This window comes from Janibacter sp. GS2, from assembly GCF_051200835.1.
In the GTDB taxonomy this organism is placed as follows: Bacteria; Actinomycetota; Actinomycetes; order Actinomycetales; family Dermatophilaceae; genus Janibacter.
The window spans coordinates 1845519-1864776 of the sequence record NZ_CP195161.1; the positions used below are offsets into that span (position 1 = coordinate 1845519).

General features: G+C 72.5%; 15 protein-coding genes. 12 read left to right on the forward strand and 3 right to left on the reverse strand.

The window, feature by feature from the left end:
* Nucleotides 1–22: 22 nt before the first annotated feature.
* From ACR9E9_RS08985 to ACR9E9_RS08995, 3 genes are read right to left on the reverse strand one after another with little or no spacing between them, the layout of a single operon-like run.
* The gene (locus ACR9E9_RS08985; RefSeq protein WP_435198138.1) at nt 23–2305 is read right to left on the reverse strand and encodes a transglutaminaseTgpA domain-containing protein; all 2283 of its coding nucleotides are present in this window, start codon (nt 2303–2305) and stop codon (nt 23–25) included.
* Complete coding sequence (locus ACR9E9_RS08990) at nt 2302–3516, reverse strand: DUF58 domain-containing protein (protein WP_435198139.1); 1215 nt, start codon at nt 3514–3516, stop codon at nt 2302–2304. Before ACR9E9_RS08990 ends, ACR9E9_RS08985 begins: the two co-directional genes overlap by 4 nt.
* 3 nt (nt 3517–3519) lie before the next feature.
* A complete protein-coding gene (locus ACR9E9_RS08995) occupies nt 3520–4512 on the reverse strand; it encodes an AAA family ATPase (RefSeq protein ID WP_435198140.1) in 993 nt (330 codons plus the stop codon).
* A gap of 325 nt (nt 4513–4837) precedes the next feature.
* Here ACR9E9_RS08995 and mraZ point away from each other — a divergent pair, with 325 nt between their 5' ends.
* From mraZ to ACR9E9_RS09055, 12 genes are all read left to right on the forward strand, one after another.
* A complete protein-coding gene (gene mraZ / locus ACR9E9_RS09000) occupies nt 4838–5269 on the forward strand; it encodes a division/cell wall cluster transcriptional repressor MraZ (RefSeq protein WP_435198141.1) in 432 nt (143 codons plus the stop codon).
* 136 nt (nt 5270–5405) lie between these two features.
* Nucleotides 5406–6440, forward strand: a complete 1035-nt coding sequence (gene rsmH / locus ACR9E9_RS09005) for a 16S rRNA (cytosine(1402)-N(4))-methyltransferase RsmH (protein WP_435198142.1) — start codon at nt 5406–5408, stop codon at nt 6438–6440.
* Nucleotides 6437–6940, forward strand: a complete 504-nt coding sequence (locus ACR9E9_RS09010; RefSeq protein ID WP_435198143.1) for a hypothetical protein — start codon at nt 6437–6439, stop codon at nt 6938–6940. The genes rsmH and ACR9E9_RS09010 overlap by 4 nt, the downstream gene beginning before the upstream one ends.
* A gap of 36 nt (nt 6941–6976) precedes the next feature.
* Nucleotides 6977–9079, forward strand: a complete 2103-nt coding sequence (locus ACR9E9_RS09015; protein ID WP_435198144.1) for a peptidoglycan D,D-transpeptidase FtsI family protein — start codon at nt 6977–6979, stop codon at nt 9077–9079.
* An 11-nt stretch (nt 9080–9090) separates the two neighbouring features.
* Nucleotides 9091–10659 (forward strand): UDP-N-acetylmuramoyl-L-alanyl-D-glutamate--2,6-diaminopimelate ligase, encoded by a 1569-nt coding sequence (locus ACR9E9_RS09020; protein ID WP_435198145.1) that lies wholly within the window; start codon nt 9091–9093, stop codon nt 10657–10659.
* Nucleotides 10656–12065 carry a UDP-N-acetylmuramoyl-tripeptide--D-alanyl-D-alanine ligase gene (locus tag ACR9E9_RS09025; RefSeq protein ID WP_435198146.1) on the forward strand — a complete coding sequence of 470 codons (1410 nt, stop codon included), beginning with the start codon at nt 10656–10658 and terminating at the stop codon, nt 12063–12065. Before ACR9E9_RS09020 ends, ACR9E9_RS09025 begins: the two co-directional genes overlap by 4 nt.
* Nucleotides 12062–13144, forward strand: coding sequence for a phospho-N-acetylmuramoyl-pentapeptide-transferase (gene mraY, locus ACR9E9_RS09030; protein ID WP_435198147.1), 1083 nt, complete (start codon nt 12062–12064; stop codon nt 13142–13144). The genes ACR9E9_RS09025 and mraY overlap by 4 nt, the downstream gene beginning before the upstream one ends.
* Nucleotides 13141–14631: a UDP-N-acetylmuramoyl-L-alanine--D-glutamate ligase gene (gene murD / locus ACR9E9_RS09035; RefSeq protein WP_435198148.1), complete on the forward strand. Its 1491-nt coding sequence runs from the start codon at nt 13141–13143 to the stop codon at nt 14629–14631. The genes mraY and murD overlap by 4 nt, the downstream gene beginning before the upstream one ends.
* Before the next feature lie 2 nt (nt 14632–14633).
* Nucleotides 14634–15917 carry a putative lipid II flippase FtsW gene (gene ftsW / locus ACR9E9_RS09040; RefSeq protein ID WP_435198149.1) on the forward strand — a complete coding sequence of 428 codons (1284 nt, stop codon included), beginning with the start codon at nt 14634–14636 and terminating at the stop codon, nt 15915–15917.
* Nucleotides 15914–17026 (forward strand): undecaprenyldiphospho-muramoylpentapeptide beta-N-acetylglucosaminyltransferase, encoded by a 1113-nt coding sequence (murG, locus tag ACR9E9_RS09045; protein ID WP_435198150.1) that lies wholly within the window; start codon nt 15914–15916, stop codon nt 17024–17026. Before ftsW ends, murG begins: the two co-directional genes overlap by 4 nt.
* Entirely contained in the window at nt 17019–18458 is a 1440-nt protein-coding gene (gene murC / locus ACR9E9_RS09050) for a UDP-N-acetylmuramate--L-alanine ligase (protein ID WP_435198151.1), read from the forward strand. The genes murG and murC overlap by 8 nt, the downstream gene beginning before the upstream one ends.
* Entirely contained in the window at nt 18455–19195 is a 741-nt protein-coding gene (locus ACR9E9_RS09055) for a cell division protein FtsQ/DivIB (protein WP_435198152.1), read from the forward strand. The genes murC and ACR9E9_RS09055 overlap by 4 nt, the downstream gene beginning before the upstream one ends.
* The last annotated feature ends 63 nt before the right edge of the window (nt 19196–19258 follow it).

Here is a 19258-nt window from a genome sequence, read left to right on the forward strand (position 1 = left end):
TCCGAGGCGGCTCGGATCCGGGTCACCGTCGGCGGACGCGCTCGGCCAGCCGGCGGGGGAGGGCGAGCCAGGCATCGACGCCGGCGCGCGGCCACAGGGCGGCGCGCACCCGCGCGGTGCGCAGTCGCTGGTCGCGCACCTCGGCGAGGACGGCCGACACCTCGGCGGAGATGTCGGGCAGGTCCTGGCCGGGACGGCCGTAGCGGGCCCGCTCGAGCGTCGCGACGACGTGGTCGAGCTGACCACGGACCTCGCCCTCGAGGTGGGCACGACGGCCCAACCACGCGCCGAGGTTCCGGGGCGTGGTCCCGGAGGGCGGCTCGATCCCCAGGTCCTCGATCCGGTCGAGGAGGTCGCGCCACTCACGCTCGACCCGGGCGGCGTCATCGGGCGCGGTGGTGCGCTCGCGGCGACGCGCGAGGACACCGGTCACCGGGACGATGGCGAGTGCGGCCGCCGCGAGGACCAGCGCGAGGATCCACCCCGACCACCGGCTCCACCAGCTCTCCTGCGCGCCGTCCGGCGTGGCGATGTCCTCCTCCTCGGGGGCGGCCTGCGGGGTGGTGGTCGTCGTCTCGGTGTCACTCACCGTCTCGTCGCCCGCGGCGGGGCCGTCGTCGGTGTTGATCGTGTACCCCGGCAGGCTCGCGGCGCGCGCGCCCGGCGTCGGCTCGAAGCGCACCCAGCCGACGCTGTCGAAGTACAGCTCCGGCCAGGTGTGGGCATCGCTGGCCCGCACGAGGCGCGTCTCCTCCTCGACGGGGTCGCCGGGGAGGAAGCCGACGACGACGCGTGCCGGGATGGAGCGGGCACGGGCGAGCAGGGTCATCGTGGCGGCGAACTGCTGGCAGTAGCCGGTCTTGGTCTCGAGGAAGCTGAGGGTCGGATCGCTCGGCCCACCCGCGGGCTGGGGGAGGTCGAGGCTGTACGTGAAGTCCGGGCTGCGGAGGTACTCCTGGATGGCCTGGGCCGTGGTGAGGTCGTCGGCGTCAGCGGGTGCGAGGCGCTCGGCGAGGGCCTGGATCTCCTGGGCGGAGCCCGGGTCGAGCCCGAGGTTCTCGTCCCGGTCCGCGGTGGGGTCGATCGGTTCGGGGACCGACGCGTCGAAGTGCTCCTCCTCGAGGTCGAGCTCGGTGAAGGCCGCCGAGTAGGTTCCGGGGGTGCGTTGCACCCGGGCGGTCCCGTCGTCGCCGAGCGACCAGGCGATGCCGTCGATGTCGGCCGAGGTGAGGTTGTCGGGCACGGCCAGCTGCGGAGCAGCGAGACCATTGGCGTCGGCGACGAGCGTGCGGCGCTCCCGGGGGACCTCCTCGGGGACACCCGAGAGCGGGGTGTCCGGGCGGTAGTCCTCACGAGGCTCCCTGGCGCGGGAGCGCATCCGGCCGAATCCGTCGGTGAAGTCCTCGACGACGGCCACCCGCAGGGGCTCCGGCGTCGGGTCGTCCGTCGTGTAGCTGAGCACCGGCTCCTGGCTCGGGGACTCGAGGCTGCGCTTGAGGTCGAGCTCGGTGGACAGGCGGATGCCGTCGGTCCCGCCCGCCGAACCCGCGCCACCCCGCCCGAGCCCGTCGAGGAGGTAGCGCGTGGGCAGGTGCGGCAGCAGCGCGGGGAGGACCATCGCGGCCGAGAGGCAGACCACGGCCACCCGGGCGGCCTGCCAGCGCAGCGAGCGGGCGGCGAGGCCCTCACCATCCCCCTGCCCGAGCAGGGGGATCGAGGTCGTCCACTCGGTCAGGTCGATGTCCGACTGGTGGGCGACCATCGCCAACCACAGGGAGGCGGCGACGAGGAACCACCCCCAGGGCAGCGAGCCACCGGAGTTGGCGGCCGAGACGAGGAAGAGCGAGAGCAGGGGGAGGCCGGCGATCGAGGGAGAGCCTGCGGTCGCAGCGGACATGTCCACGGCCAGTCCGACGACGATGACGATGATCACGAGCACCACCGTGATGCCGGAGGTCTCCGGTGCGGGGGCCGCGTACGTGGTGATCGTCTCCTGGGCGTCACGCACGTGCTCGACCAGCCGGGTGGCGGTCTCCGGCGTGGGCACCACCCCGAGCGTCGTGGTCCCACCCAGCTGGGTCACGAGCACGTAGACGCACGCGGCGACGCCCTGCCCGAGGATCGTCACCCCCGTGTGGCCGACCAGGGTCCGCAGGAGGACCCCCGTCAGGGCGACGACGAGCACCCCGGTGGCGGCCGGGAGCACCCACGACGCGTCCTCGAAGAGGCGACTGAGCGGGATGGCGACGGCGATCGTGGCCAGTGTCGCGAGCAGGCTGGGGAGGAGGCGGGCCGACGGGGTCATGAGCGTGCCATCCTGCCGATCGTCAGCTGCTCCCAGAGGGCCGGCACGGTGTCGCCGGGACGTACGACCCGGGTGTGCCAGCCCCCGAGGGCCAGTCGCCCGGCGGTCTCCTCGGCCGGCCCCGGCGCCTCGCTCCGGTCGATGAACCCGTCCTTGTCGATGACGAGGGCCAGCCCGTGGGCGGCGCGCGTGGCGCACAGGTCGGCGCTCCTCTCGTCGAGGGAGCCGAGGACCGCCACGACGAGACCACCGCCGTGCCGGGTGAAGTCGTCGAGAGCCTCCACGAGGCCGCCGGCAGAGGTCGTCGGGGCGGGCTGCACCGCGGCGAGCTGGTCGAGTGCGTGCTCGACCCCCGCGACGGGAGTGACCTGGCCCGACTCGTCGGAGGCGAGGCACAGATGGACCTCGAAGCGTTCGGCGAGCAGCTGGGCCACGACGGAGGCCACTGCGGTGACCGACCACTCGAAGGAGCCACTGCCGCCGATCCCCGCGTGCTCCGCGGCCCGGTCGTCGAGCAGGACGAGGGCACGCCGCCGGGCCGGCTCCTCGTCCTGGCGGACCATGGTCTCCCCCGTGCGGGCCGTCGAACGCCAGTGGACCCGGCGCAGGTCGTCACCGACGCGGTACTCGCGCACACCGACATCGTCCTCGCCCTGCAGCGCCATCCGCGGCGACGACGAGGTCTCCCGGCCGCTCCCGGCAGGGACGCCGCGCACGGGGGTCAGCGGCAGGGTCCGGGGCAGGACGACCAGGGCGCTCTCGCCCGGGACCGTCGCCGATCGGGTGGCCAGACCGAAGGGGTCGGTGACGCGCACCGTCAGCGGTCCGACGGCGTGGTGACCGCGGACGGGGGAGCGCACCCGGTAGGTCAGGTGGCGGACCTCGCCCGCGCCCAGAGCGGGGATGAGCAGCCTCGGACGGTCCCCGAGGGGGGCGGCCAGCCCCTCCTCGCCCCGCAGCAGGGGGGAGGGGCGACGGCCGGTGTTGCCCACGGAGAGGGTGACGTCGCCGTGCCCGTCGATGGGCACGCGTGCGGGCACGAGCGATCGGGAGACCTCGATCCTCAGGTCACGTCGCGCGAGCAGGCTCGCCATGAGCGGCAGCACGATGAGCAGCACCGCCACCTTCGTCAGGTCCTGCAGGCCCAGCGCCATGCCGACCAGACCGATGCACGCTCCCGCACCGACGAAGAGGCGCCCCCGGATCGTCATGGGTCACCGGGGCGCGGGGACGCGCGTGCGGTGCAGGATCTCCGCGACGACCTCACCGGCACTGCGGCGCGCGAGCTGGGCCTCGCTGCTCAGCAGCAGCCGGTGCTCGAGCACGACCCGGGCGAGCGCCTGGATGTCGTCGGGCAGCACGTGGTCGCGTCCGGCGAGCGCAGCGTGGGCCCGGCCGGCGCGCAACAGGTGCAGGCTCGCGCGCGGTGAGGCGCCGAGGCGGATCATCGAGGTGGTGCGCGTGGCTGCCGCGAGATCGACGACGTACTGCCGCACCGCGGGTGAGGCGTGCACCGTGCGTACCGCGCGGACGAGCCGGGCGATGCCCTCCGCGTCGGTCACCGGACGCAGGTCGTCCAGCGGCGACCTGGCGCCGTGGTGCTCGAGCATCTCGACCTCGGCGGCGGACGTGGGGTAGCCCATCGACAGCCGGGCCATGAAGCGATCGCGCTGCGCCTCGGGGAGGGGGTAGGTGCCCTCCATCTCCACGGGGTTCTGCGTCGCCATGATGATGAAGGGGTGCGGGAGCTCGTAGGTGTGCCCGTCGACGGTCACCTGTGCCTCCTCCATGCACTCCAGGAGGGCTGACTGCGCCTTGGGGGAGGCCCGGTTGATCTCGTCACCGACGACGACGTTCGCGAAGACCGCGCCGGGGCGGAACTCGAACTGCCGGTCGTCCTGGTTGAAGATGCTCACGCCGGTGATGTCGCTCGGCAGCAGGTCGGGGGTGAACTGCACGCGTCGCACCGAGGCGTCGATGCTGCGGGCCAGCGCCTTCGCGAGCATCGTCTTGCCGACGCCCGGGACGTCCTCGATGAGCAGGTGCCCTTCGGCGAGGAGGACGGTGATCGCCGTCCGCACCACCTCGGCCTTGCCCTCGATGACGGCGTTCATGGTCTGCGCCAGTGCTCCGCCCACCGTGACGAGGTGCTCGAGGTCCTCGCTCGAGGCACGTGTCGACGGGGCGCTCTCTCTGCTCAGGGTCACCAGGACTCCGATCCGCGGGGGCGGCAGGGTCCCCACTTCGCTCCGCTCTTCCCCCGACCCTATGTCGTCGGTGCTGGGAGCCCGCTGGTACGCCGGGGCTGACCTGTCCACGAGGCGCGGGGAGCGGGAGACGGACCAGGGATCGAGGCCAGCGGGCTGATTTTCCCCCCACTTTGCACCACCCTTGATTTTTCAGGGGAAACTCAGCAACTTGCCCGCGGTTTGACGGCCCTCAGGGATGGCTTTTCGCCAATGGTGGAGTAAAGTGGGGGAACAAGGAAGCGCAGGGAGCCCTGCGGGTCGAGTCGAAGGGGAGGTGGCCGCGATGTTTCTCGGGACCCACACCCCCCGTCTGGACGACAAGGGCCGGCTGTTCCTCCCGGCGAAGTTCCGCGACAAGCTCGCGGGGGGCCTCGTGATGACCCGCGGCCAGGAGCGCTGCCTCTACGTCTTCCCCATGGACGAGTTCGAGAAGATCACGCAGAAGTTCCAGGAGGCCCCCACCTCGAGCAAGGCGGCGCGGGACTACATGCGCGTCTTCCTCTCCGGCGCCAGCGACGAGATCCCCGACAAGCAGGGTCGGGTCACCGTGCCCTCCGCGCTGCGCGAGTACGCCGGCCTCGACCGCGACTGCACCGTCATCGGCACCGGCTCCCGCGTCGAGGTGTGGGACACCACCGCGTGGAACGACTACCTCGCGAGCACCGAGCAGGCCTTCGCCGACCAGTCCGAGGAGGTGATCCCCGGACTCATGTGAGGCAGCTGCCATCCGGCCTCCAGCCGTGACGGCGCCGACGCGACTTCCCCCGCGCCGGAACGTCCCGGATGGGGACCAGGTGGCAGCAGCACGACACGGACCAGGGATCACCCGACACGACGAGAGACACCACGAGATGACGAAGGGAGTGCCCGTGGGCCACGCCGACACCGGCGCCGACCGCGATGCGGCCTCCCGTCACGTGCCGGTGATGCTCACCGAGGTGCTCGAGCTGCTCGCTCCGGCGTGGCAGCAGGAGGACGCCCCCGGTGGCCTCGTCCACGTCGACGGGACCCTGGGGATGGGCGGTCACGCGGAGGCGGTCCTTCTCGCCCACCCCGGCGTCCGGCTCATCGGCATCGACCGCGACCCGCAGGCCCTGGAGATCGCCGGCGAGCGGCTCGCCCGTTTCGGTGAGCGCGCCACCCTCGTGCACGCGGTCAACGACGAGATCGGCGAGGTCCTCGATGACCTGGGCCTCGACACCGTCACCTCCGCCTTCTTCGACCTCGGTGTCTCCTCGTTGCAGCTCGACGAGACCGAGCGCGGCTTCGCCTACGCCCACGACGCCCCGCTGGACATGCGGATGGACCCCACGGTCGGCATGACGGCGGCGGAGGTGCTCAACTCCTACGACGGGCGCGAGCTGGCCCGGGTCCTCTCCCACTACGGCGAGGAGCGGTTCGCCCAGAAGATCGCCCGCGCGATCGTGCGTGAGCGGGAGGTCGCCCCCTTCGTCACCTCCGGTCGCCTCGTCGAGCTGCTCCGCTCGACCATCCCGATGGCCACCCAGCGTGGCGGTGGCCACCCGGCGAAGCGCACCTTCCAGGCGCTGCGCATCGAGGTCAACGAGGAGCTGGCCGGATGGAGCCGGGCACTGCCCGCGGCGTTGTCGCGGATCGGCATCGGCGGCCGGATCGCCGTGCTGTCCTTCCACTCGCTCGAGGACCGGATCACCAAGCGGGCTCTCACCGCCGCCGCGACCTCCACGACCCCTCAGGACCTTCCGGTCGAGCTGCCCGAGCACGCCCCGGAGCTGCGTCTGCTCACCCGCGGCGCCCTGACCCCGTCCGAGTCCGAGCTCGAGACCAACTCCCGTTCCGCCTCGGTGCGCCTGCGCGCCGCCGAGCGCATCCGAGCGCCCCGCCCGAGGAAAGGCACCGCGAGATGAGCCAGATGTCCGTCGCCACGACCGTCGCCAAGCGCTCCACCGAGGGTTCGCGCCGCACCTCGCTGCGAGTCGTCACTCCCGAGGAGCGGACCGGCTCGGCGTGGTTCCCCACGATGTGCGTCGCGCTGCTGCTCGCCGGCCTGGGTGCCGTGCTCGGGCTGAACACCGCGATGGCGCAGGACTCCTTCGAGGTCACCGCGCTCGAGGCGGAGTCGGCGCGGCTCGCCGACACGCAGGACTCCCTGACCCACTCGATCAACAGCCGCTCGGCACCGCAACGCCTGGGCCGCGAGGCCGGCGACCTCGGGATGGTCCCCGCGGGCAGCGCCGCCTTCATCGATCTCGACGAGGGGGCGGTGCTCGGCGTGGCGACGACGGCGAAGAAGCCGGACGGTTTTACCGTGGACGGAGCATCGACCGCGACCGCCGACGAGGCGGACCAGGACGCGAAGCCGTCCGACGAGAAGCAGCAGCCCGAGACGAAGCGTTCGGGGGAATGACCCACAGACCGTCCGCGAGGCAGAGAGGCAGGGCCCGTGACCGAGCGTCGACCCGCCCGCGGCGGTAGCAGCGGGTCCGCACGTCCCGGAGCGAAGGGGGCGGCCCCCCGCAAGCGCACCGCTGCGGCGACGAGGACGAGCGCGCAGAAGGCCCCCGCGAAGAAGGCCGCTGCCCAGCGGGCCCCGGCGAAGCGGGCCCCGGCGAAGAAGGCCCCGGCGAAGAAGGCCGGGGCCACCCGCCCCGCTGCCGGTCGGGCGACCACCCCGCGCACCGGCCCACCCCGTCGACCGCCGACCGGCGGTCCGCCCACCGCCCTTCCTCCCGCGGGCAATCCCCGCAGGCGCATGCGCGCCCTCATGGTCACGACGCTCGTCGTGCTCAGCCTCTTCGCCGCCCAGCTGCTGCGGATCCAGGGCTTCGACTCGCAGAGCGTCGCGGCCGATGCCCTCGCCCAGCGGACCCAGTCCGAGGCGATCCCGGCCCAGCGCGGCACGGTCTACGACGCCTCGGGCACGGTGCTCGCCCAGAGCCAGGAGCGGCGCACCGTCACCGTCGACCAGACCGCGGTGCCGGAGTACTCGACGACGGGCGACGGCACGAAGAGCACCGCCGGTGTCGCCGGTGCGGCGAAGGACCTCGCCCCGCTCCTCGGGGATCCCTCGTCCGAGCTGGAGGAGAAGCTCACCGGGGACGAGCGCTACGTCGTCCTCGCGAAGAACATCTCGCCGCTGACCTGGCGCAAGATCAACGACCTGGGGATCCCGGGCATCTACTCCGAGCGCTCCTCCCAGCGCACCTACCCGCAGTCGACGACCGTCGCCTCGCTCGTCGGCTTCGTCCAGCCGCAGGACCAGACCGCCGGTGGCGGCCTCGAGCTGCAGTTCGACGACATCCTCAAGGGCACGCCGGGCCGCTCGACCTACGAGATCGCCCAGGACGGCTCACGCCTGCCCAATGCCAGCGACGACGTCAGCTCCGCGGTGCCGGGACGCGACCTGCGCCTGACGATCGACAACGACATCCAGTGGTACGCCCAGAACGCCCTCGCCAACCAGGTGCGGGAGACCGAGGCCGAGTCCGGGACGATCGTCGTCCAGCGGGTCGACAGCGGCGAGCTCGTCGGTCTCGCGTCGTACCCGACCTTCGACCCCAATGACATGGGTGACGCGAAGGGCGTGTACTCCAACCTCGCCTTCAGCGACGTCTTCGAGCCCGGCTCGACGTCGAAGATCATGACCGTCGCCGCAGCCCTCGAGGAGGACGAGGTCACGCCCACGACCCCGATGATCCTCCCGGGCTCGATGGAGCGGGGCAACCGCACCCTGAGCGACTCCCACCCGCACCCCGACGAGTACCGCACCGTCGCCGGGGCCCTGGCCGAGTCGAGCAACACCGGCACGATGCTCATCGGCGAGACGATGACGCCGCAGACCCTCGAGGAGTACCTGCGCAAGTTCGGTCTGGGGACCCCGAGCGGCGCGGGCTTCCCCGGTGAGTCGGGTGGTCTGCTGCCCGAGGCGAAGGACTGGAACGGCTCGCAGCGGTACACGATCACCTACGGACAGGGCGTCTCGACGACCGCCGTGCAGGTGGCCAACGTCTTCCAGGCGATCGCCAACGACGGGGTGCGGGTCAGCCCGACCTTCGTCCAGGAGGTCGGCGACGGCGACGGGGGCTGGAAGGACGCCCCGGCCGGAGAGCGCACGCGCGCGGTCTCGAAGGAGACCGCGAACGAGGTCTCCCGGATGCTCGAGGGCGTCGTCTCGAAGGAGGGCACCGCGCCCCAGGCGAAGATCGAGGGCTACCGGGTCGCCGGCAAGACCGGCACCGCGGACCGCTACGACTCCGAGACCGGTGGGTACTCCGGCAAGACCGCGAGCTTCATCGGCTTCGCCCCCGCGGACGACCCGCAGCTCGTCGTCTCGGTGATCCTCCAGGACCCGATCAAGGGCTACTACGGCGGTGCGGTCGCCGGCCCGGTCTTCAAGGACGTCATGACCTACGCGCTGCAGAAGGAGAAGGTCCCACCGACCCCGCAGGACGAGAAGGCGCCGAAGGTGCGCACCACCCTTCCCAGCAAGCCCTCCGCGGACACCCCGGGGCTGCTCCGTGACAAGGGTGCCCCCGACGGGGGGTAAGGTCGTCGATCGTGCCATTTCCACGTCCTGAGCGAGTCCGGCCGCTGACCCTGGCGGCCGTCGTCGAGGTCCTCGGGCTCGACGCTGCCCGCGTGATCGACGGCTCCACCGACGGCGCCGCCGACGCGGTCCGGGTCCGCGGCGTCTCCCTCGACACCGCCACCGTGCGCCCCGGCGACCTCTGGGCCGCCCTGCCCGGTGCTCGCGTCCACGGCGCCGACTTCGTCGCCGCGGCCGCCGCCGCAGGAGCCGTCGCGGTCCTCACCGACCCGGACGGGGCCTCGCGCATCGCGGCGCAGGGCGTGGACCTGCCGATCATCGAGACACCCGGCCCCCGCGCCCGGCTCGGTGCCGTCTCCGCGGCCGTCTACGACGGCCTGGTGGACCGGCCGACGATGTTCGGCATCACCGGCACCAACGGCAAGACGACGACCGCCTACCTCATGGTCTCCGCACTCGAGGCGCTGGGGCACACGACCGGGCTCATCGGCACCATCGAGACCCGCGTGGGCCGGGAGCGGATCAAGTCGGTGCGCACGACGCCGGAGACGACCGACCTGCACGCGCTGCTGTCGGTCATGGGGGAGCGGGGCGTCGACGACTGCGTCATGGAGGTCTCCAGCCACGCGCTGAGCCTCCACCGCGTCGACGAGGTCGTCTACGACGTCGCGCTCTTCACCAACCTCAGCCAGGACCACCTCGACTTCCACCACACGATGGAGAGCTACTTCCAGGCGAAGGCGAGCCTCTTCACGCCCGAGCGCTCCCGCCGTGGCGTCGTGTGCATCGACGACGAGTGGGGTTGGCGCCTCGCCCAGGAGGCCACGGTCCCGGTGACCACGCTCACCTCGCGCCTCGACGTCGAAGCCGACTGGGTCATCGGCGGCGACCCCCGTGAGGCCGACCTCAGCCTCACGAGCTTCGGCGAGGTGCTCTACCTGTCCTCCTCCCTGCCCGGGGACTTCAACCGCGTCAACACCGCGATGGCCGCCGTCGCCCTCCTCGAGTCGGGCGTCCCGTCCGCGGCGGTCGCCGAGGCCGTGCTCAGCCGGCCCGAGGTCCCCGGCCGGATGGAGCTCGTCTCCCCGAGCGACCCCGGGCGCGCGGACTTCGAGGACCTGCCGACCGCCCTCGTCGACTTCGCCCACACCCCCGACGCCGTCGGGGCGGTGCTCTCCGCCCTTCGCCCGCAGACCAACGGCCAGCTCGTCGTCGTCCTGGGAGCCGGCGGCAGCCGTGACCCGGGCAAGCGACCCGGGATGGGCGCGGCCGCGGCCGCGCACGCCGATGTCGTCATCGTCACCGACGACAACCCCCGCGACGAGGAGCCGTCCGTGATCCGTGACGCCGTCGCCGAGGGGGTGTGGCCCCGCTCGCGCGCGCGCCTGGAGGTCGTGCCCGGCCGGACCGCAGCCATCGAACGCGCCGTCGAGATCGCCTGCGACGGCGGTCCCGGTGCCACCATCGCGGTCCTCGGCAAGGGGCACGAGCAGGGCCAGGAGATCCGCGGCGAAGTGCGTGACCATGATGACCGGGTGGTCCTGCGGGCCGCCCTCGACCAGCGGAGCGTCACCGGATGATCCCCATGAGCCTGGGCGCCGTCGCCGACCTCACCGGCGGGCGCCTGCACGGATGCAGCCCGCAGGAGGCCGCGACGATCCTCCTCGACGGGCCGGTCGTCACCGACTCCCGTGAGGCCGCCCCCGGCAGCCTGTACATCGCCCGCGTCGGTGAGCAGGCCGACGGTCACGACTTCGTCCCCGCCGCAGCGAAGGGGGGCGCCGTCGCCGCCCTGACCACCCGCGAGGTCGACGGCCTGCCGGCCGTCGTCGTCGAGGACGAGCAGGCCGCCTTCGTCGCGCTCGCCCGCCACCTCGTCGACTCCCGGCCCGACCTGGGCGTCATCGGGATCACCGGCTCGTCGGGCAAGACCAGCACCAAGGACCTCCTCGGCGCGGTCCTGCAGGCCGACGGCGAGACCATCGCCCCCCTCGGCTCCTACAACTCCGAGGTCGGCGTCCCGCTGACCGTCTGCCGGGTCACCCCCACGACGGCACACCTCGTCGTCGAGCTGGGGGCCCGGGGCATCGGCCACATCGACTACCTCACCCGCATCGCCCCGCCACGCATCGGGATCGTGCTCAACGTCGGGCAGGCGCACGTCGGTGAGTTCGGCTCGGTCGAGGCCATCGCCCGGGCCAAGTCCGAGCTGCCCGCGGCGCTGCCCGAGGACGGTGTCGCCGTGCTCAACGCCGACGACCCGCTCGTCGCCGCGATGGCCCGGCGCACCAGCGCGCAGGTCGTCCTCGTCGGCGAGGGCGAGGCCGCGCACGTGCGGGCCACGCAGATCACCCTCGACGAGGCGGGCCGGCCCTCGTTCACCGTCACCGCTCCCTTCGGCACCGCGCGGGTCACCCTGGCGCTCGTCGGTCGCCACCACGTCGGCAATGCCCTTGCGGTCATCGCCGCTGCCCACGCCGTGGGGATGGAGCTCGGGACCGTCGTCGCCGCACTCGCCGCCGCCCGCCCGGTGAGCCGCTGGCGCATGGAGGTCAGCACCCGCGAGGACGGCGTGGTCGTCGTCAACGACGCCTACAACGCCAACCCCGACTCGATGTCCGCCGCGCTGCGCTCCGTCGCCGCGATGGGCACCTCGGGTCGCCGCTGGGCCGTGCTCGGCGAGATGCTCGAGCTCGGCGACGACTCGGCCGTCCTGCACGCGCAGGTCGGGGCCGAGGCCGCCGAGCTGGGCTTCGACGAGGTGCTCGTCGTCGGCCACGGCGCGCAACCCATCGCCGAGGGCGCCCGTGGTGGCGACCGCTCCGGTGCAGGACCCCGGGTGCGCGTCGTCGCCGACGCGCAGGCCGCGGAGGAGGTCCTGTACGCGGAGCTGGACGCGCAGGACGTCGCCCTGTTCAAGTCCAGCCGTGACGCCGGGCTACGGTGGCTCGGAGATCGCATCGTCCAGAAGGAGGCCCGCACGTGAAGGCGGTGGTCATCGCTTCTGTCGTGTCGCTCGTCGTCGCCCTCCTGGGCACGCCGATGTTCATCAAGTACCTCGTCAAGCAGGGGTACGGCCAGTTCATCCGCGACGACGGCCCAACCTCGCACCACACCAAGCGGGGCACCCCCACGATGGGCGGTGCCGTCATCATCCTCGCGACGGTGTCCGCCTACGTCGTCGCGCACCTCGCCCTGTGGCAGCCGCCGACGGTCAGCGGGCTCCTCGTCCTCTTCCTCATGGTCGGCCTCGGTGCGGTGGGCTTCGCCGACGACTACATCAAGATCAGCAAGCAGCGCAGCCTCGGGCTGAAGTCGGGGGAGAAGCTCCTCGGGCAGGCCCTGGTCGGCGTGACCTTCGCCGTCCTCGCCCTGCAGTTCCCCAACGAGGCGCTGCGGCGGCCGGCGTCCACCCACATCTCCTTCGTGCGGGACACGGCGATCGACCTCGCCTTCGCCGGACCGCTCATCGGGCTGATCCTCTTCATCATCTGGGCCAACCTCATGATCGCCGGCACCTCCAACGGCGTGAACCTCACCGACGGCCTCGACGGGCTCGCCACGGGGTCCTCGGTCATGGTCTTCGCGGCCTACGTCATCATCTCCGTCTGGCAGTTCAATCAGAACTGCCAGCTCAACCCGGGCGGGAAGTGCTACGACGTGCGTGATCCGCTGGATCTCGCGCTCGTCGCGGCCGCGGCCACCGGCGCCTGCTTCGGCTTCCTGTGGTGGAACGCCGCCCCGGCGAAGATCTTCATGGGTGACACCGGATCGCTCGCCCTCGGCGGCGGGCTGGCCGGCCTGGCCATCCTCTCGCGCACCGAGCTGCTCATCGTCATCCTCGGTGGTCTCTTCGTGACGATCACCCTCTCGGTGATCATCCAGGTCGCCTCCTTCAAGTCCACCGGCAAGCGCGTCTTCCGGATGGCCCCCCTCCAGCACCACTTCGAGCTGCTCGGCTGGCAGGAGGTGACGATCGTCATCCGCTTCTGGATCATCGCGGGTCTCTTCGTCGCCGGCGGCCTGGCGCTCTTCTACGGCGAATGGGTCGTGGGCGCCCCATGACCGATCGCGATGCCCGCCTGACTCCTCTGACGCATCGCGACGCGGACTGGTCCGGTCTGCGGGTGGTCGTCACCGGCCTGGGCGTCTCCGGCTTCGCCGCCGCCGACGCGCTGCTCGAGCACGGTGCCCGCGTGCGGGTCGTCGACGCGGTGGCCCCGCAACCCGAGACGCCGATGGCCGAGCGGGCCCACATCCTCGAGGTGCTCGGTGCCGAGCTGCTCCTGGGCGGGGGGGCCGAGACCACGCTGCCCGGGCCCGCCGAGGAGATCGACCTCGTCGTCACCTCCCCGGGCTGGCCCCCGCACCAGCCGCTCCTCGCGGCCGCCGCCGGTGCCGGGATCCCCATCTGGGGCGACGTGGAGCTCGCCTGGCGGATGCGTCCGAGCGAAGGGGGAGCCCCCTGGCTCCTCGTCACGGGCACCAACGGCAAGACGACGACCGTGCAGATGCTCACCTCGATGCTGCGCGCGGCCGGACTGCGCGCGGCCAGCGCCGGCAACGTCGGCACACCCGTGCAGGAGATCGTCCAGGACCCCCAGCCCTACGACGTCATCGCCGTGGAGCTCTCGAGCTTCCAGCTGCACTGGAGCCACACCCTTCGTCCCCGGGCCGCGGTCTGCCTGAACATCGCGCCCGACCACCTCGACTGGCACGGCTCCCTCGAGGCCTACGCCCGGGACAAGGGCAAGGTCTATGCCAATGCCGAGGTCGCCTGCGTCTACAACGAGCAGGACCTCGCCACCCGACGCCTCGTCGAGCAGGCCGATGTCGAGGAGGGATGCCGCGCCGTGGGCTTCACCCTCGGCTCCCCGGGCCTGTCGATGATCGGTGTCGTCGACGACGTCCTCGCGGACCGGGCCTTCGTCGAGGAGCGGGAGACCACCGCCGCCGAGCTGGGCTCGCTCGCCGATGTGCAAGGGCAGGCTCCGAGCGTCGCGCCGCACCTCATCGCCAATGCCCTCGCCGCGGCCGCGCTCGCCCGTGCCCACGGGGTGGCGCCGGTCGCCGTGCGCGAGGGTCTGCGGGCCTGGCAGCCCGAGCCGCACCGGATCGCCCACGTCGCCACCTGCGACGAGGTGCACTGGATCGACGACTCCAAGGCGACCAACCCGCACGCCGCCCGGGCCAGCCTCGTGGCCCACGAGCACGTCGTCTGGGTCGCCGGGGGACTGCTCAAGGGTGCCGACGTCGACGAGCTCGTCGCCGCGACGGCCGCGCGCCTGAGGGGTGTCGTCCTCATCGGACGCGACCGGCAGCAGATCGCCGACGCGCTGGCCCGACACGCCCCCGACATCCCCGTGATCGACGTCGCCGCGTCGGACACTGGGGCGATGGATCTCGTGGTCCGGCACGCGGGGGAGCTCGCACAGCCGGGCGATGTGGTGCTGCTGGCCCCCGCAGCCGCCTCCATGGACATGTTCGACAACTACGGGGCCCGCGGTGATTCCTTCGCCGCAGCAGTGGATCGGTACGTGCAGGAGGGGTGAGCGTGAGCAGCAACGCAGCGGCGGGCCGTGGGTCCACGGCACGCAGCGGACGCGCTCGCAGCTCGGTCCTCGAGCAGTGGACGACGCGCTTCGAGTCGCCGATGACGACCTACTACCTCCTGCTGGGCATCGTCAGCCTCCTCGTGGGCATCGGCCTGGTCATGGTCCTGTCGGCCTCGATGATCGTCTCCCTCAAGGAGAACGACTCCTCGTTCACGATCTTCCTCAAGCAGTTCGTCTTCGCCGTGGTCGGCGCGCTCGTGCTGCTGTGGGCCGCTCGGCGCAGCGTCTCCTTCTGGAAGCGGGTCGCCCTCCCGGCGATGCTCGCCTCGATCGCGCTCCTCGCGCTCGTCTTCTCCCCGCTCGGCTTCGGCTTCCAGGGCAACCGCAACTGGATCGGCCTCGGCCCGGTGTCGATCCAACCGAGCGAGATCGCCAAGATCGGCCTCGTGCTCTTCGGTGCCCTGCTGCTGGAGCGCAAGCGCGAGCTCATCGGCTCGATCAAGCACGCGCTCATCCCCTTCGTCCTGCCCGGGGCAGCGGCGCTCATCGGGCTCGTCATGCTCGGCCACGACCTCGGTACCGCGATGGTGATCTGCGGGATCGTCGTCGGGATGCTCTTCGCTGCGGGCGTGCACCTGCGGTGGTTCGTCCTCGGTGGCGGTCTGATGGTCCTCCTCGGGGCCCTCGCCGCCAACATCGGCACCAGCCGCATGGAGCGCATCGCCATCTGGCTCGACCCCCAGCAGTGCGCCCCCGGGAGCGATCTCTACTTCGACATCTGCCGGCAACCGCTCCACGGGCGCTATGCCCTCGCGGACGGCGGGTGGATCGGGGTCGGTCTCGGCGCGAGCCGCGAGAAGTGGGGATGGCTGTCCGAGCCGTACAACGACTTCATCTTCGCGATCATCGGCGAGGAGCTCGGCCTCCTCGGCACGCTGGCCATCCTCGCCCTCTTCGCCGGCTTCGCCCTCGCGGGTCTGCGGCTGGTCACCCGGACCGAGGACCTCTTCGTCCGGGTGGTCACGGCCGGCATCTGCACCTGGGTGCTCGTCCAGGCCATCATCAACATCGGCGCGGTCATCGGCATGCTGCCCGTGATCGGCGTCCCGCTGCCCTTCGTCTCCTCGGGCGGCTCCTCGCTCGTGACCTCGATGCTCGCGGTGGGCATCCTGCTCAGCTTCGCGCGGAGCGAGCCGGGGTGCTCTGAGATGATGGCAGCCAAGCCCTCTCGGGCGCGCGCCCTGCTCGCCCGGTTCCCGAGCAGGAGGACCTCCACGCGATGACTCCCACCCGCCCCACACGCATCCTGCTGGCGGGGGGTGGCACTGCGGGTCACGTCTCGCCGTTGCTGGCCCTCGCCGACTGCCTGCGTCGCCGTGATCCCGGTGTCGAGATCCTCGCCCTCGGGACGTCGGAGGGCCTGGAGTCCCGACTCGTCCCCGAGCGCGGTCATCGCTTCACGACGATCCCCAAGGTGCCCCTGCCGCGCCGCCCCACGAGCGACCTCGTCCGCCTCCCGGTCAACCTGCGGCGCGCCGTCGCCGCGGCGCAGACGGCGATCGAGGAGATCGACGCGCAGGTCGTCGTCGGCTTCGGTGGGTATGTCTCCACGCCCGCCTACCTCGCCGCTCGCCGCCTGGGGGTGCCGATCGTCATCCACGAGCAGAATGCGCGCGCCGGCCTCGCCAACAAGGTCGGCGCCCGCTTCACCGACGACGTCGCGGTGACCTTCCCCGGGACCAAGCTGGCCGGGGCGAGGGTCATCGGCATGCCCCTGCGGTCGGAGATCGTCGGTCTCGACCGTGACGCGCTGCGTGCGCAGGCCCGGGCGGGTCTGGGCCTGCGCGAGGACCTGCCCGTGCTGCTCGTGACCGGCGGCTCGCTCGGGGCCAAGCGCCTCAACGATGCCTTCGCCGCGAGCGTGGCCACCCTGCGCGACGCGGGGATCCAGGTGCTGCACGCCACCGGCGCCGGCAAGGACTTCGCCGCGACGGGCGGGGACGAGACGGTGCCCTACGTCGTCCTGCCCTACGTCGACCGGATGGACCTCGCCTACGCCGCGGCCGATGCCGTCGTCTGCCGTGCCGGCGCCAACACCGTCTGCGAGCTCACGGCCGTCGGGCTGCCCGGCGTCTACGTCCCCCTGCCGATCGGCAACGGGGAGCAGCGACTCAACGCCGCCGGCGTCGTCGAGGCCGGGGGAGGGCTGCTCGTCGAGGACGCGGCCGTCGACCCCGGGTGGGTCGCCTCCGACATCGTGCCGCTGCTGCGCGACGCGTCCCGGCTCACGGCGATGTCCGAGGCGGCGGCGTCGGTCGGGCACCGCGACGCCGACGAGACCCTCGCCGACCTGGTCACCACCGCCTGGGAGGGGGGCGGCCGCCGTGGCTGAGGACCTGCCACCGGTCCCGCGCAACCCACGCTTCGACGTCCTCGCGCCGCGGCTCGACGTCGCCGACCTCGGGGCCGTCCACGTCCTCGCCGCCGGTGGTGCCGGGATGTCGGCCATCGTGCGCCTGCTGCTCGACGCGGGGGTCGCCGTGAGCGGGAGCGACGCCAAGGACTCGCCCCTGCTCGAGCGCCTGCGCGAGCGCGGTGCCCGCCTGTGGGTCGGCCACGACCCGGCCCACCTCGAGGGGGTCGACACCGTCGTCGTCTCCTCCGCGATCCGCGAGGCCAACCCCGAGCTCGCCGCCGCCCGGGAGAGCGGCCTGCGCGTGCTCCACCGCAGCCAGGCGCTCGCGGCGGCGATGGGCACGCGGTCGCGGGTCGCGATCGCCGGTGCGAACGGCAAGACGACGACCTCCTCGATGCTCACCGTCGCCCTCCTCGAGGCCCGGGAGGAGCCCTCCTTCGCCCTCGGTGGGGAGCTGTCCACGCAGGGCGTCAACGCCGCCCTCGGGAGCGGCCCCGCCTTCGTCGCCGAGGCCGACGAGTCGGACGGGTCCTTCCTCGCCTACCAGCCGCACGTCGCGGTCGTGACCAATGTGCAGCCCGACCACCTCGACTTCTTCGGTGACTTCGCCACCGTGGAGGCGGCCTACCTCGAGTTCGCCGAGACGATCGAGGGCGGTGGACTGCTCATCGCCTGCGCCGACGACGCCGGTTCGGTCCGGTTGGCGCGGCGCGCGGCAGCCGCCGGGGTCCGGGTCCTGACCTACGGTGTCGACACCGGCAGCGACCTGCGTCTGGTCGACCCGGTCCTCGACGGCACCAGCGCCCACGCCACGCTGCTCGACGTGGGCGCGCGGCGTGAGCTGGCGATCACCGTCCCCGGCCGGCACAACCTGCTCAATGCGACGGCGGCCTATGCCGCAGCCGTCCACGGTCTCGGGGTCGAGCCCGACGCGGTCCTCGCCGGGCTCGCGGCGTACGGCGGCACCCGACGTCGCTTCGAGACGAAGGGGGAGGCCCGCGGCGTCACCGTGGTCGACGACTACGCGCACAACCCCGGCAAGGTCGAGGCCGTCGTGCGCACGGCCCGGGAGATCGCCGGTGACCACCGCCTCGTCGTCGTCTTCCAACCGCACCTGTACTCGCGCACCCGTGACTTCGCCGAGAGCTTCGCCTCCGGTCTGGCCCCGGCCGACGAGGTGCTGCTCCTGGACATCTTCGGCGCCCGGGAGGACCCCCTCGAGGGCGTGACCTCACACCTCGTCGCCGACCCGCTGGCGGCGTCCGGCACCGCGGTCGCGGTCGTCTCGGCGGACGAGGCCATCGCGCGCGTCACGGCGGGCGTGACCGAGGGTGACCTCGTGCTCACCGTCGGCGCCGGGGACGTGACCGAGCTCGGGCCGCGCCTCCTCGAGGCACTGCGCCGATGAGCCGCAGCGGGACCCGGGCCGCCACGGAGCGACGCTTCGCCCAGCGGGCGGCCCGGGCCAAGGGCGCGCGGGCGCGTCGGTGGCTCCTCGGTCTGCTCGTCGTCGCCGTGCTCGCGGTGCTCGTGTGGGCCCTCGGGTTCTCCTCCCTGCTCGACGTGCGCAGCGTCGCCGTCACCGGCGCCGACCCTGCGGACCGGACCCGTGTCGAGCAGGTGGCCGAGCACGAGGAGGGCACCCCCCTGGCCCGGGTCGACTCTGCCGCCGTCGCGGGACGCATCACCGACGAGGTCCCCGGCGCCAAGTCCGTGAGCGTCGACCGGGGCTGGCCCCACACCCTCGAGGTCAAGGTGACATCGAGGGTTCCGGAGCTGGCCGTGGCCCGGGACGGCGGGGGTTTCCGGCTGCTCGACATCGAGGGGGTGCCGATCCGCACGGTGTCGACCGCCCCGAAGGGGGTGGCGACCGTCACCGCCGAGGACGGAGCCGAGGTCTCCGGGCACGGTGTCAGGGCGGCCAGCGGGATGCTCCAGGCGATGCCGAAGGATCTGCGCGGCGAGGTCTCCGACGTCTCCGTCGACGCCGCCGACCAGGTGAGCTTCCGCCTGGGGAAGACCACGGTGGTGTGGGGCGATGCCTCGAGTCCGGACGTCAAGGTGAGGGTCATCCCGGTGCTCCTCGAGAAGAAGCCGGAGGTCATCGACGTCTCCGCCCCCAGCGCCCCGGTGACGACGGGTTAGGCTGTGCCCCACGCGGGCGCGTCGCGTTTGCCTCGGGGGCGCGCGCGACATACCGTTCCCGCA

What these genes read in the sequence shown, in the direction of transcription:
- ACR9E9_RS09025 (WP_435198146.1), top strand. Translation starts at nt 10,656, where the DNA reads ATGATCCCCATGAGCCTGGGCGCCGTCGCCGACCTCACCGGCGGGCGC.
- murG (WP_435198150.1), top strand. Translation starts at nt 15,914, where the DNA reads ATGACTCCCACCCGCCCCACACGCATCCTGCTGGCGGGGGGTGGCACT.
- ACR9E9_RS09010 (WP_435198143.1), top strand. Translation starts at nt 6,437, where the DNA reads ATGAGCCAGATGTCCGTCGCCACGACCGTCGCCAAGCGCTCCACCGAG.
- ACR9E9_RS08985 (WP_435198138.1), bottom strand. Translation starts at nt 2,305, where the DNA reads ATGACCCCGTCGGCCCGCCTCCTCCCCAGCCTGCTCGCGACACTGGCC.
- murD (WP_435198148.1), top strand. Translation starts at nt 13,141, where the DNA reads ATGACCGATCGCGATGCCCGCCTGACTCCTCTGACGCATCGCGACGCG.
- mraZ (WP_435198141.1), top strand. Translation starts at nt 4,838, where the DNA reads ATGTTTCTCGGGACCCACACCCCCCGTCTGGACGACAAGGGCCGGCTG.
- ACR9E9_RS09055 (WP_435198152.1), top strand. Translation starts at nt 18,455, where the DNA reads ATGAGCCGCAGCGGGACCCGGGCCGCCACGGAGCGACGCTTCGCCCAG.
- ACR9E9_RS08990 (WP_435198139.1), bottom strand. Translation starts at nt 3,516, where the DNA reads ATGACGATCCGGGGGCGCCTCTTCGTCGGTGCGGGAGCGTGCATCGGT.
- rsmH (WP_435198142.1), top strand. Translation starts at nt 5,406, where the DNA reads ATGACGAAGGGAGTGCCCGTGGGCCACGCCGACACCGGCGCCGACCGC.